The sequence below is a fragment of the Pseudodesulfovibrio cashew genome (assembly GCF_009762795.1).
Lineage (GTDB): Bacteria > Desulfobacterota > Desulfovibrionia > Desulfovibrionales > Desulfovibrionaceae > Pseudodesulfovibrio > Pseudodesulfovibrio cashew.
This window is the reverse complement of the sequence record NZ_CP046400.1, coordinates 1,263,738-1,276,326: the sequence shown is the minus strand read 5'-3', so window position 1 is coordinate 1,276,326 and position 12,589 is coordinate 1,263,738. Positions and strand designations below refer to the sequence as shown.

The window sequence follows — 12,589 nt, the reverse complement described above, 5'->3', positions numbered from 1 at the left end:
TATAGTAATTCAATATGGCAGGCGGTCAGGGATATCGCGGCCTGACGCAACACCCTTGGTACCACGTCGCAACGCCCAGTTCCCGCATCTTTTCATTATTGATCCGCCAGCGCTCGGCAAGGCCTTCGGGCATGCCGTGAACATCACAGGGGAATTCCTCGCACTGGTGACAATAGTCCACCCTGTGCTCGCGGCAGCATGCCGGGACCTTGCACTGGAGGAACAGACACCCCTGCTCGCGGCAGCCGGAGCAGCTTCCCTGGCCGAGGAAACCCAGCAACACCTCGAACTGACTGTAGTTCTCAAAAACCGGATTCATACCCTCAAAGCGCTTGGCATAGGCAGCGAAATTCTCGCCCAGCAATGCTTGCAGCGCCTTGGCATGCCGCTGGATAGGCCCACCTGCAAAGGCGAGGCAGCTTCCGCAGGACAGGCCGCAAGGGGCCAGCCTGGAGCGAATGAAATCCTCCCGTTCCGGCAGGTAGCCTTCCTCCCGCAACAGGGTGAGCGCCATGTCGACGGCGGTCACGGCGTAGTTGAAGCACTTGACCACGATCCGCTCTTCCTTGAACCGCTCCCGGTCCGCTTCGGAGGCGAAGTCGCACCCGGTCAGTTCCAGGCAGTTGATGGACCCGAACGCCGCATTGAAGCGCGACAGGAACTCCTGCACCAGGGCATAGCATGGTTCGTAATCGCCGCCCGGCTCGCTTCGTCCGGCAAAGAGCCCGATGCCCATGATCGCGCCGGACACGGCCCCGCATTGACCGCAGGTCCTTGCCGCGCCACTGCAGAATCCGGTGGCCAGAGGCACGACGTCCTTGGCCTCCCTGCCTCCTGCCTCCGCGATGAGCCCCAGCACCGTTTCGGCGCAATACAACTGTCCGCCGCCGAACAGCTCCTCAACTCTTTTCCGGATGTACTCGCTCACGCTGTTTCCTCCGTGCCGGGATTGCAGTCCAAAAAAGGACAAAATTCAATTACCTCTCGCGTCAGCCTGGTCTCTTTTCCCCTGCCTTCATGCAGAATGAGCGGCGCTTCCACCTTCAGACCGCTGCCGCCTGCCTTGACCGTCTCCATGAGCACCATGCGCGCGGGCTCGTCCACACGCCCGTGAACCAGCCGCATGCGTTTTGGCTCCAGACCGTTGGCGTGCAGCGCGGCCATGAGGGCGGGCAACCGCTCCGGAATGTGAACAAAGGAGAACTTGCCCCGCGTTTTCAAGGCCACGGCGGCGCACCGGGCAAACCCTGCGAAACTCCCCCGGTCTTCGAAACGAGCGGTCGCACGGCTGTCGCCACGACTCACCCTACCCCGCCCCAGCTCACGGTATGGCGGGTTGGCCACCACGAAATCCACCACCTTCTCCGGCCTCCATGAGCCCACGTCACCCTGCATTACCGAAAACTTACCGGAAAGGAGCAAGCTATCGGCATTAGCCGCTGCCGCCTCGATGGACTGGGTGTCGATTTCAACGCCAGTAACGGTCACCCCCGGCTCGCGCAGGAGCAAGGCCAGACCGACGACGCCGCAGCCGCAGCCCAGGTCCACGCCCACGTGCCGACGTCCAGGCCGGGCGAAGCAGGCCAGGAGCAGCGAGTCCAGGGAAAAGCGATAACCGCCCTCCGGCTGAATCATGCCTCGGGGAAAAAACTCACGCCGTTCCAGCACGGCCTTGGTATCGACTCCGGTCACGCCTTGCCCTCCCTGCGCCTGCGCAGCCGCGAACCGAGCGCGGCGGTGAACAGGCGCGCCTCTTCCATGCGCAAGAGGGAACCGCCGGCTATATACAGGACCACCCAGCCCGGAATAAGCAGCAGCCACCACGGGTGCAGGGATGCCGTGAACCACGCGCCTACTCCGACGCCCGCACTGAGAACCAGTGATTTGATGCAGGACGCGAAAGACATGACCCGGCCGCCCCGCTTGCGCGAGAGCAGGACGAACAGCAGCACGAAGTTGAGCAGCGAGGAAAAGCTTACGGCCAGGGCGAGCCCCACATGGGCCATGGGCTGCATGAGCCAGACTCCCAACCCCACGTTGGCCACCAGGCAGACCGCAGCGATCTTCACCGGTGTACGGGTGTCCTCCAGGGCGTAGAACGCCGCCACGAGGGGACGCGACAGGGCGATGAAGGGCAGCCCCGCGCTGTAAGCAACCAGGGCCGATGCCGTGGCTGATACGGCCTCGGGCGAGAATGCCCCACGCTCGAAAAGCAATGCGATGACCGGCGAAGCCAGGGCGATAAGTCCGGCAGCGGACGGCAGAGCGATGAACAGCGTCAGCCCCAGGGAGGCGGAAAGGGCCGAGTCGAATTCCTCCATCTCGCGCCGGGCGGCCAGCTTGGCCAGGCTGGGCAGGGCCGCAGTGGAAACCGCGATGCCGAATACCCCGAGGGGAAACTGGACCAGCCTGTCCGCGTAATAAAGGTAGGAGACCGAGCCCACTGGCAGGAACGAGGCCAGGAGCGTGGAGAGCAGAATATTGATCTGGTAGACTGCGGCCCCGAAGACCGTAGGCAGCATGAGCAGCCCCATCCGGGCCACTCCCTTGTTGCGCCAGGACCACGCGCCGCGCCAGGTAAAGCCGGTGCGGCGCAAAAAGGGCTGTTGCAGCAGCCACTGGCCCACGCCGCCGAGCAGTACGCCCCAGGCCATGGCGTAGGCCACGTTCCAGCCGAGGAAGTAGCCGGTCAGGGCCGAGCCGATCAGAGCCACATTGAGCACCGTGGGGGCCAGGGCCGGGGCCAGGAAATGGTTGCGCGAGTTAAGGATACCCATGCACAGGGCCACGGAGCAGATAAAGATGGCGTAGGGGAAGCAGATGCGGACCAGATCCACCGTGACCCGGAACTGCTCCGGGTTCTTGGTGAAGCCGGGGGCGATAGCCATGGTCAGCGGACTCGCCAGCAGCTCGACCAGCACGGTGATGCCCGTCAGGATCACCCCGAGCCAGATCATGGCCGAACGAGCCATGGCCTGGGCCGCCTCTTCGCCCTCCTCTTCCCGAATACGTGAATAGACCGGAATGAAGGCCATGGTCAGCGAGCCCTCACCGAACAGCCGCCGCAGCAGGTTGGGAATGCGGAAGGCCACGAAAAAGGCGTCGGCAAAGAGCCCCGCGCCCAAAGCGAAGGCCACGATGACGTCCCTGACGAATCCCAGTATCCGGGAAATCAGGGTCGCTCCCGCCACAACGGCGGCGTTGCTGGCTATGGCCTTTCCGTGCTTGTTCATCACACCATCCGGTAGCTTTCCGATTGCCCAAATCCCCGGTTCGGGGCCACCTGTTGTTCCAGACTTTCTCTAGTGCTTATGCAGAAAATTGGCAACTCCCCGGCATCTCTCGGGACTTTTTTCAGGGGTGCATGAACATATTGGCTGGCGGCAGGGGGTGTAAAGCCCGGCCTCCGATCCTAGCAGGAGTTCCATCGGCAGCTTGTGGTGTGGCAAAATCCGAAGAGGATGGCCGTTTCGCGCCTATCTTCAGGTGATTTCGCCTCCGGCGGGCGGCAGATCTTAGGCCGAACTTGTTCGGTCTTAGAGATACCGACAGCAGCGACAGGACTAGCGCCCTTGCATCCCCTTGCTGCGCATGCGGCGCGGGTCCTCTCTTTGTTGGCCTGACAGACAACCCGGGCTGCCATGTAGACACTATATTCACCTGCCTACCGCTTCTGGCAACGAGGACAGAAGGTGGAAGTTCGACCGGCCACCTTTTCGGTCTGTAATGGCGCGCCACACTCCGGGCACTTGCCGCCGCCCTTGCCGTACACGTTGAAGCTGTTCTGGAACGCTCCGGCGTCACCGCTGGCGTTGACGTAATCGCGGATGGAACTGCCGTTCTCGCTAATGGCCTGGCGCAGCACCGCCTGGAGTTCCGTAAAGAGCTTCAAGGCGCGCCCCCGGCTGAGGCGGTCCGCCCTGGCCTGCGGGTGGATGCCCGCCCGGTACAGGGACTCATCCGCATAAATGTTGCCCACACCCGCCACCACGCTCTGGTTAAGCAACAACGCCTTGATGGCGGACTTCCGCCCGGCGATGCGATCGGCCAGCACCTCTGGTGCGGTCTCCAGCGGCTCCGGGCCGCAACGCAGCAAAAAACCCCACTCCGCCAGCTCACCTGCCGTCATGGCGCGCACATAGCCGAACCGCCGCATGTCCGCAAAGGAGAGCAGCGAACCGTCGTCCAGCGCCAGGAACAGTCGGTCATGCCTGCCCGGCTTCCGCATGGGACCGTGCACGACCCGTCCGGTCATCTTTAGATGAAAGGCCAGGGTCACGCCATCCGAGAGCTCCACCAGCAAGACCTTGGCCCGGCGGTAGACGCGCACAACGGTCCGGCCCGGCAGACGGGAACAGAGCACCTCCGCCGGATCGCTCTGGCGGGTGAGGTCCAGGTGGTCCACGGAACGGATGGTCCGTCCGCACAGGGTGGCGTTGAGGCCCCGGGCGATGACTTCCACTTCGGGCAGTTCAGGCATGTCCCTCAACTACCCGAAAACCGGGGTGGAGAAAAGAAACAATGCGTGGAGCAAATGACGCGGAAACTCGCGCACCCGACGCATACCAGGGACTAGAAACGGTAGCCCAGACGCAACCCCACGTTGTCCATCCCCTCGTTGGGGTTGGCGATGTAGGCGTTGGACATGTGTTCGTACTGAACGGAGACGTTCCACCTTTCCGTAAAGTTGTAACCGAGCGCGGCGCCCACGCGGAAGAGCACGGGCGAGCCCAGAGACTTGCGCTTGCTGTTGTCTGTGTCGAGGTGGCCGTTGTGCGCGGAGAGGCCGAGGCTGCCGTCCACGAAGAATCCGGCAGGCAGGTCGTATTCCCAGGTCAGGCCGCCGTAGGCGTGGGAGGTGTCGCCCGCGGTGTTGATGGTCACGCCGACGTGGGGACGCGGAGCCCACAACACCTTGAGGAATTCGGGGGAGACGAAAAGCAGCTCCGCGTTGACGTCGGGCCCGTCCTCACGGTGAAAGCTCCAGAAGCTGATGTCATGCGCGTAGATGCCGCCCCGGATCTCGGACAGAATTGAGTCGCCCTCGGCCAGTGCCGTGGACGCCGTGCAGAGCACCAACGCCGCAACCAACATCAAGAATACCCGTTTCATGCCGTCACCTCGCTTTTTGACTTATTCCGCCATTAGCTGTCCGCCGTCCCGATGTCAAATCTCATGGCCTCCGCTCAGCGACAGAGCGTCTCCAGCAAAGCCTGTTCGGCGGCGGGAGCCGCGCTGACCCACCAGACATGGTCACCCTTGTACCAAATCAGATGAACCATGCCCATGCCCTCGAAGCGATAGACCGGTATCCCGTTATGATCAACGCGCTTAGGGTGCTTGAACGGCGACTTGGGATTCTCGAACATGAGATGGACCATCTGCCCGGTCTGGCGGCGCGCTTCCTGTTCGGATTCCACCCGCGAGACCCACACCTCTGCAGGATGCGCCGATTGCCCGGGCCGGGCATAGCGGGCCATGGCACTCTCCTGTGCGGGCAGATGCTTGCCGTGGAGCTTGTCCACCGCCTCCTGCGCCGCTTCTCCCGTAACCAGCTCCACCCGACTCAAATCACCCGCCGACTTGGGCAGAAGAGAGGCCAGATTATGGGCCATGGCCGGGTGGCAAAGCAGCAGCCATCCAAACAAAAGAGTTGATATCGCGCGCATTTACTTGTCTTCCTTTCCAGTATCATTTTTCTTATCGACAGGGCCGGATGCCGGATGCTTGGCCGAAGCGGAACCGGGACTGCGCTGTCCCAGCTTGCCCACGCTCACGGGAAAGGACTCTCTCCCGCGCCGGACCGTGAAAACCAATTCCGCGTTCTTTTCATGCACCTTGAACCCTGCCATGTGCAGGTCAAAGAGATGGTCCAACTGCACACCGCCCGCCTCGAGCAGCACGTCGCCGGGCCGCAACCCGGCCTTGTCCGCACGGGATTCCCGCTGGACCCGCTCCACCAGCAGCCCGCCGTAGCCTGTAGCCGTGAGCAATGCACCCATGCGGGATTCATAGCTTTCCGGACAATAGAACAGTGCGTCGCCGCTCTTGCCGTCGAACTCGCCGCCACGCCACGGCATGATAATCAAGATGCGGGCACCGGGATCAAAACGGCGGATGCGCCGGGCAATGCCCCAGCCGTTCTCCACGTGGCCGCCCCCGGCGATGACCAGCACGGGCCACTCGTATTGCTTGCGAAGCCGGACCGCTTCCTCGGCCATCTTCGAGTCCCAGATGGACTGGACCAGGTGAAACCGCTCCCGCTGGACCGGGTCTGCGGCATTCCGAGCCTCGTGCTGAGCAAAGACTTCATCGAGAAACGCCACCTGGTCATTGGAAGGAGGCACGATTTCGGACGGAAGAAAGGCCCGCTCCTCGTCGGTCAGGGCGTCCATGCCCTCCCGCGCGATCTTGCGCGTCACCTGGGTGGGAACATTGAGCCCTGCCACCGGCAGACTGTGGCGCTGAGCGAGCTCAAACAGCCCCCGGAACAGGGAAAACGGGTATCCCCACCTTGTGCTCCATTGCAGTTCCTCCTCCAGGCCATCCACTTCCACCTGTCCCTTGCAGAAATCGTTGAGCACGGGCTGCATGTCCACGCTCACCATCTCAAGGCCCACCGCCGGCGGCGCATCCGAGGCGGCCAGGGCGGCGAGAACGCGTTGCTGTATATTGTGGTCACAGCCGTTGGTGTGCCCTTCGCCGATGAGGATGTAGTCCTTACCCTTTGCCATTGCTGTGATCTCTTCCAGGGAGAGTTGATCACCCCCGTTGGAGAGAAAATCACCGCGCTGGGGCAGGAAGGTCACCTCAAGGGGCGGGTGCTCCACGTGCCTGGCGCAGGCTCCCAGGGCCAGGGCAAGGGCCAGAAGCGTCAGGACGCGCCCTGGGGCGAGGATCGGATTTCGAAAGTTGCATTGCATTGTGGTCACCTCATGGGGCTGAAGAAAAATCGTGATACCAGATGGCCATGGGCAGGCCGAGGTCGTCCTGTTCGGGCGGATCCGGCAGAGAGCGCAGCTTTCCCCTACTCTCCTGCGCAGCCACCGCGAGGATGGCCGCATCGAGGGCATCGTCCGTGCCAAACGTACTCCTCGGAGACTTTTGCAGAAATTCTTTCACTATCCCTTCAATATTCATTATGAATTTTTGCAGGATGGCCAACCGTGCCTCCTGTCCGTCCCGTGTCCGCTTGTTGGGCAGGGAAACACCGCCTCCTGCAAGAGAAAACAGGACCTCGGGGTGAGCCTCCCGGACAATCCGTAACGCGCTCGGGGTGGCGCACAAAAAGGAATCGACGCTCTCAACCTTATTTTTAATATTCCAATATTGCTTGCTTATCTTCTTACCGGTAAGCTTCCGGTTAGCCTTGCAAGCCTCGCTGTATGTAACGCATCCAGCGAGTTCGCGCACCCCGGGAGAGAACACGCAGGAATGCCTTTTTCCCAAAACTCGCCGCGCCTCGGCATCGGCCTTGCGCGCGGCATGCAGCCTGCCCGGCAGGCCGATGGGGATGTCCACGAGAAGCAACCGGGCGTCGCCGTGTTCCCGCCACACCGCTTCGAAATCCGGGCGCACGGCAAACACCGCCTCCCGGCCCTCAACACGACATGACAGCCACCCGCCTCGGCATCCATCCACTCCAACAAAGTTCATCAACTTCCCATACGCGCGGTGAGCCCGGCGTGCAAACAACTTCCGATTCCTGCACAAAGCTCCACTTCCACCGAACGCAGGCAGTGCCGGAGGGCTCTCGACTGGACTTTATTCCCTCTTTAAGGGTACATCCATACATCGGGGCCGCTTGCGGCCCATGGTCAGCCAGGGAGTGAGCATGAGTTCGTCATCCTTTGAGAATATTTGTATTTCGCACATCCTGGACGGCCTCCGGGATGGTCTCACCCACTTTTCTCAACCCAGCCGGGTGGCGCTTATCTACGCCGTGGAAGCGGGTTCCCCGCCGCGCATCTGCGACCCGCTCGGTCTCCTGGAGGGCCACCAGCCCAAACTGCGCGACTTCTACCTCTATTCCAACAAGTGGCGCGGCAAGGACATCAACCACAACGAAATCCACGTCATTGAAAACGCAGGCGATGGCCTGGACATGGCGGGCATCATCTCCCTGGAAGCCCACTCCAGGTTCATGCGGTATCAGGCCTGGTTCACCGACGAGCACCCGGACATGTGCTCCGTGGGGCCCACCAAACGCTGGCTGGAATACGCCGCAGGACTCCTCTCCCAGAATTTCGCCACGTGTGACGTGCAGAACCTGGACACCGCCGGGTTCGTGCTCCAGCACTGTGGTACCCATGCCGTGCGCGACTTCATCGTGGACGAACGCTCCCGCCAGGGTTGGCTGGATACCCGAATCCGCATCTACCCCTTCCTGGACGCTGTCCTCGGGGTCTCCGAGACCCAGGAGGAGGGCGAGTGGCCGCGCGGCCGCGTGGTCGTAGTCGAGCCAAGCCAACTGGATACGGTGCGTTTCGTCTGCCGCTTCCCCGAGACCGAGCAGCCGCGCATCCAGGACACCAAGCACGTCCGCAAGCTGTTGCAGGCCGTGGAGGAATCCGGACGAGTGCTGGTCTCTGACGGGCAACGCATCCTCGGTGTAGCCATCGGGCCCATGCCCGGCTCCTACCTGGCCGCCCAGTTCAGCGGACGCCACGGCTTTCTCTGGCTCCGGGACGCGCTCATCTGCACCTTTTACGAGGGCCGGTTCCACTCCTCCAACCTGCGGGCCAACCTGGTCCAACTGGAGGAGCAGCTCCTGGAAACCGACATGAGCATGGCGGACCAGCACACGCTCATGCAGATCGTCTCGCTGATGGTCAACCGCGTGCGCGACCGCAAGCACGGCTGCACCCTGGTCATCGACACCAGCCACGACCGCCTGACCATGTCAGGTCAGCACTTCGAGAAGCCGCTGGACCTTCAGGAGTCCAGCCAGCTCAAGCTCGCCTGCTCCCTGGCCAAGCTCGATGGCGCGCTGCACGTGGGCCGCGACCTCAAGCTGCACGGCTTCGGCTGCCTCATGGACGGACGGTGCGTGCCGGGTGAAAACCGGGCGCGCGGCGCGCGCTTCAACTCCGCCCTGCGCTTTACGGCGGAACATGAGGACATCGTCGTGGTGGTGGTCTCTGCGGACAGACCGGTCTCCATCATCAAGAATGGCGTGGAGTTGACTGCGGCCTGTCATTTCCAACACATCGGCAGGCTGAAACGGCCTCCTCTCCTGGCCGAATGGATCATGGCCTGATCCCCTCAGCTTCGCCGTGACCGTTTCCTGGATTTCAGACCCCGTCTTTTGGCTCTTCGCCCTTCCGGCCTTGGCCGTATCCGGCCTGCTCGCCCAGATGGTACTCAGCCTCTTCTCCTGCTGCGCCGCCTTCACCTTGCGAGGCAGGCGGGTCCACCTCAAATGGTGGATGATCCCGACCACTTCGGCATGCTGCGCCCTGCTCTGGGGCGTGGCCGCCCTCGTGGCCATGCTCCGGTAGAAGCCGCGTCACGAAAACCACACAACAATTCCATGCGACCGTCGCACGGACGTCACCTGCGCGCTCGATTCCAGCCCGCCGTCGGGTATGGTCGACAACGCATTCGGTGCGTCAGACAACCAAGCATGGAGTTCAAGGCATGATCTGGATACGGGTTAAAAACAGCGAGGACCGCATGGCCAGCCGGCTGGAGGCCATCCGCCTGAAGGTACGGCGCGAAACCAGGCGCATGATCTATGTGGCGGGAATAATGATCGGGCTCATGGCCGTCATCGAAGCCGGCCACCTCTACCGTTTGCTGACCGTCTGAGCAGGACATAGGCCAGGACAAGGACAACCGCCGCCAGAAACGCGACGCCCGCTCCGGCAGGAGAGAGTCCCTCGGGCTCTTTTGTCGTCGGCAGCGCGTTGAGTCGCTCCGCCCCGGATGGCAGCGCATCCGCCGACATGCCCAACCGGGCCATGACCGACAGGTCCGCCACCGCCACGGCAGAGGGGGCCTCGGCCAGCATCTCGCCCAGCCGCTCCCCGACCAGAGCCCTGCGTACCAGGTTCCCGGCGGCCCGCCCCTGGTCCTCGCCCCGAACGACCACCCCGCCCAAGGCTCCCGCGCCGACGAGGTCCCGCGACAGGACATAGACCGGCGCCACACTCTTTTCTGTTAGAATTTTCACTGCCTGCGACACCGATAGCGGATTTCCCGCATTATCCTGTTGAACGGACAACACCAGCACCACGCCCAGGCCCGGCATGCCCATGGCCACGTCAGCCAGGGAGCTCGGGTCCAGCCCTCTATCGTCTCCCGGTTCATGACCAGGAAAGATCAGGGCCGCCTCCCTGCCCCGCAAGGCCATGGCCGCTTCGAGCCGACGCCGCAACCGCACGCTTTTCGGAGAACCATCCATGATTCCGGCTACAAGGGAGGTTTCCGGGCGTAGCGCATAGATAAGATCGACTGTCTCCCGAACCGCATATTCCAACGGGACTCCGGCGCACTCGCCGCACTGGCGCAGGTACTCCGGTTCCGGGCGGGGCGTTCCGCAGTAGACGACTGGCGCTCCGGCAAACAGATCTTCCCGGTACTTGCGGATGAACGCAAAGGCCGTAGGGCCATCCGTGACCACGGCAGCCACAGGCCGGTCCGCCCATCGACGGGATATTTCATCAAACCGGCCAGCGATACGGTCCTCATCGTCCAGGGGGGTGCCGGGATACAGCTCGCCTACCTCGGCGACTCCGTCCAGGGCCTGCCGGAGTCCGCTCCCCACGGCCTCGGTCCAGGCGTCGGGCTCAGCCGTGGAATGCAGCAGCACGACTTCGGCGGCCAAAGCGGGACGGCACCAGCAGACCAGCGCCAGGCAACAAAGAAGGACGAATCGGCAATGATCGGGCATGACAATTAATGGGAAAAAGGGAACACACACCGCTTGGGGCGGCAACGCCGCCGCGCCTAGCTCCCCGTGTATTCGCAGACCTTGTTCCGGCCGGAGTTCTTGGCCTCGTACAGCGCGGCATCTGCGGCGCTGACGAGCTTCCCAGCATCCCATCCCTCGCGCCACTGCGCGACGCCGATGGAAACTGTGAAGTCGACCCGGCTGGACAACTTGCCGTCGGTGCGGATGCGAAAATCGTAACTCTCCACCCCGGCCCGGATGGCCTCGGCCTTGATGGCGGCGATGGTCTGATCCATGTTTTTGACCACCAGGGCCAGCTCCTCGCCGCCATAGCGGGCCGTGAACCCCTGATACAGGGTGGCGTGTGCTGTCAGGATTCTGGCCAGGGCGCGCAGCAGGTCGTCGCCGGCCTGGTGCCCATGGGTGTCGTTGACCCGCTTGAAGAAGTCCACGTCGATCATCATCATGGACAGCGTCCCCTCTCCCTCGGCCTGCTCCCGTACGGCCTGGTTGAGAAAGGCGTCCAGGGCGCGCCGGTTGTGCAATTCGGTGAGCAGCGGATCGAAATTGGCCGTGCGTTCCAGCATTTCAGCCTTGGCCTGAAGCTCCCGGGCCTCTTCCTTGAACTCCACGATCAGCTCGGTGAACATCTCCCGCACCTTGGCCACGATCACCGACTTGTCCGAGTTGGACTGGATGACCCCCACGGTATGCTCCTTGAAAGCGTCAAGCCTTCGCTGCTGGCGTTCCGTGGTGCCATGCATGGAATTGATGATCTCATCCATTTCATTGAGCAACTGGACGGCCGAACGCTTTTCCTGCGCCAGCGCATCCTCCAGCTCAACAGTGCCTATGTTCTGCATGATATACATGTCGAGCATGGCGACAACTTGGTCAAAATGCTCCGGTGAAAAGTCGCGCTTGGCCAGCTCCTTGGTCACTTCGCGCTGGATCTCGGCTTTCTTCTCATAGGAGTAGATGGAAAGCTTGGTCAGCAGGTTGCGAACAAATAAAACCACGGCGACCCAATCCGGATCGTGTTCAATACCGAATTTTCGAAGAACCTCGTTCATATGTACAGCGCCATTATTGTTACAATCATTCATTGGAATTCCGTCTCTCATGAAGGGGACACGTTTTTTGCTACCTAAACACTATATGGCAGCGCCGCCAGCCGGTAAAGACATATTTTCCAAGGGATTTCCATCCGCCGAGCCCCACCTCTTCCGCGCCCGGAAGCAGCCTTCCGCACAGCCTCAAAAGCCAGCCTTCTCCATTCGAAATGCATCCCTGTGCAAGCCTAGACGAGTTCGTTGTTTTTTTGTCATCAGATTGAGATTTGACAAGCTGTTTCATTTTACCTACGATAAAAAACTCCGAGGTACTTTTCAATTCCCAGCGCAGATTTCTCTTAATTTATACAGTATGAAATTCATGAATTAGCTTCTATATTCACTGTAACGCCTCGTGATTCGAGCATGATAAATCAATAACAATTTGGCCTTTGCCTTTATTGTGTCATGCAACAATGGTTTTTTACGTTGTACAGGAATATTGCATCAAAATATGTCTCTACCATCTGACTATACTATAGACTTCAAAATCTCACCCATTCACGGCGAACCCCGTGAATCCATCCCTTGCGGCCTGCGAAAGCGGGTCCCCCCCAGTTAGCTTTTTCCATCTCCCCCCCTC

General features: G+C 61.6%; 13 protein-coding genes. 3 read left to right on the top strand and 10 right to left on the bottom strand.

The features are described 5' to 3' along the window. Positions 1-25: 25 nt before the first annotated feature. The 8 genes from GM415_RS05635 to GM415_RS05600 all read right to left on the bottom strand — a co-directional run bounded on the left by GM415_RS05635 (position 26) and on the right by GM415_RS05600 (position 7,656). Positions 26-928, bottom strand: coding sequence for a C-GCAxxG-C-C family (seleno)protein (locus GM415_RS05635; RefSeq protein WP_158946846.1), 903 nt, complete (start codon positions 926-928; stop codon positions 26-28). Further along, positions 925-1,692: a tRNA1(Val) (adenine(37)-N6)-methyltransferase gene (locus tag GM415_RS05630; RefSeq protein WP_158946845.1), complete on the bottom strand. Its 768-nt coding sequence runs from the start codon at positions 1,690-1,692 to the stop codon at positions 925-927. Before GM415_RS05630 ends, GM415_RS05635 begins: the two co-directional genes overlap by 4 nt. After that, positions 1,689-3,233, bottom strand: a complete 1,545-nt coding sequence (gene murJ, locus GM415_RS05625) for a murein biosynthesis integral membrane protein MurJ (protein ID WP_158946844.1) — start codon at positions 3,231-3,233, stop codon at positions 1,689-1,691. Before murJ ends, GM415_RS05630 begins: the two co-directional genes overlap by 4 nt. A gap of 431 nt (positions 3,234-3,664) precedes the next feature. Further along, a complete protein-coding gene (mutM, locus tag GM415_RS05620) occupies positions 3,665-4,480 on the bottom strand; it encodes a bifunctional DNA-formamidopyrimidine glycosylase/DNA-(apurinic or apyrimidinic site) lyase (protein ID WP_158946843.1) in 816 nt (271 codons plus the stop codon). 92 nt (positions 4,481-4,572) lie between these two features. Beyond that, a complete protein-coding gene (locus GM415_RS05615) occupies positions 4,573-5,112 on the bottom strand; it encodes an acyloxyacyl hydrolase (protein ID WP_158946842.1) in 540 nt (179 codons plus the stop codon). A gap of 74 nt (positions 5,113-5,186) precedes the next feature. Continuing rightward, positions 5,187-5,669 (bottom strand): hypothetical protein, encoded by a 483-nt coding sequence (locus tag GM415_RS05610; RefSeq protein ID WP_158946841.1) that lies wholly within the window; start codon positions 5,667-5,669, stop codon positions 5,187-5,189. Next, positions 5,670-6,923 carry a ChaN family lipoprotein gene (locus tag GM415_RS05605; RefSeq protein ID WP_158946840.1) on the bottom strand — a complete coding sequence of 418 codons (1,254 nt, stop codon included), beginning with the start codon at positions 6,921-6,923 and terminating at the stop codon, positions 5,670-5,672. It abuts the gene before it with no gap. A gap of 10 nt (positions 6,924-6,933) precedes the next feature. Continuing rightward, the gene (locus tag GM415_RS05600) at positions 6,934-7,656 is read right to left on the bottom strand and encodes a DUF429 domain-containing protein (RefSeq protein ID WP_158946839.1); all 723 of its coding nucleotides are present in this window, start codon (positions 7,654-7,656) and stop codon (positions 6,934-6,936) included. Between the two features lie 178 nt (positions 7,657-7,834). On the opposite strand from GM415_RS05600, the gene GM415_RS05595 reads away from it, so the two are divergent. The 3 genes from GM415_RS05595 to GM415_RS05585 all read left to right on the top strand — a co-directional run bounded on the left by GM415_RS05595 (position 7,835) and on the right by GM415_RS05585 (position 9,810). Further along, entirely contained in the window at positions 7,835-9,259 is a 1,425-nt protein-coding gene (locus GM415_RS05595; protein ID WP_158946838.1) for a DNA integrity scanning protein DisA nucleotide-binding domain protein, read from the top strand. 16 nt (positions 9,260-9,275) lie between these two features. Then, entirely contained in the window at positions 9,276-9,500 is a 225-nt protein-coding gene (locus GM415_RS05590) for a competence protein ComEC (protein ID WP_158946837.1), read from the top strand. A gap of 139 nt (positions 9,501-9,639) precedes the next feature. Further along, positions 9,640-9,810 (top strand): hypothetical protein, encoded by a 171-nt coding sequence (locus GM415_RS05585; protein WP_158946836.1) that lies wholly within the window; start codon positions 9,640-9,642, stop codon positions 9,808-9,810. Here GM415_RS05585 and GM415_RS05580 read toward each other — a convergent pair. Both GM415_RS05580 and GM415_RS05575 read right to left on the bottom strand, forming a co-directional pair. Then, positions 9,770-10,894, bottom strand: coding sequence for a type 1 periplasmic-binding domain-containing protein (locus GM415_RS05580; RefSeq protein WP_158946835.1), 1,125 nt, complete (start codon positions 10,892-10,894; stop codon positions 9,770-9,772). The genes GM415_RS05585 and GM415_RS05580 overlap by 41 nt on opposite strands. 56 nt (positions 10,895-10,950) lie before the next feature. Continuing rightward, positions 10,951-11,913 carry a GGDEF domain-containing protein gene (locus GM415_RS05575; protein WP_242012363.1) on the bottom strand — a complete coding sequence of 321 codons (963 nt, stop codon included), beginning with the start codon at positions 11,911-11,913 and terminating at the stop codon, positions 10,951-10,953. Between the last annotated feature and the right edge of the window lie 676 nt (positions 11,914-12,589).

Bases quoted from the DNA above. Each gene is read 5' to 3' on its own strand.
- GM415_RS05585 (WP_158946836.1), top strand. From the start codon at position 9,640: ATGATCTGGATACGGGTTAAAAACAGCGAGGACCGCATGGCCAGCCGG.
- mutM (WP_158946843.1), bottom strand. From the start codon at position 4,480: ATGCCTGAACTGCCCGAAGTGGAAGTCATCGCCCGGGGCCTCAACGCC.
- GM415_RS05595 (WP_158946838.1), top strand. From the start codon at position 7,835: ATGAGTTCGTCATCCTTTGAGAATATTTGTATTTCGCACATCCTGGAC.
- GM415_RS05580 (WP_158946835.1), bottom strand. From the start codon at position 10,894: ATGCCCGATCATTGCCGATTCGTCCTTCTTTGTTGCCTGGCGCTGGTC.
- GM415_RS05605 (WP_158946840.1), bottom strand. From the start codon at position 6,923: ATGCAATGCAACTTTCGAAATCCGATCCTCGCCCCAGGGCGCGTCCTG.
- GM415_RS05610 (WP_158946841.1), bottom strand. From the start codon at position 5,669: ATGCGCGCGATATCAACTCTTTTGTTTGGATGGCTGCTGCTTTGCCAC.
- GM415_RS05600 (WP_158946839.1), bottom strand. From the start codon at position 7,656: ATGAACTTTGTTGGAGTGGATGGATGCCGAGGCGGGTGGCTGTCATGT.
- murJ (WP_158946844.1), bottom strand. From the start codon at position 3,233: ATGAACAAGCACGGAAAGGCCATAGCCAGCAACGCCGCCGTTGTGGCG.
- GM415_RS05615 (WP_158946842.1), bottom strand. From the start codon at position 5,112: ATGAAACGGGTATTCTTGATGTTGGTTGCGGCGTTGGTGCTCTGCACG.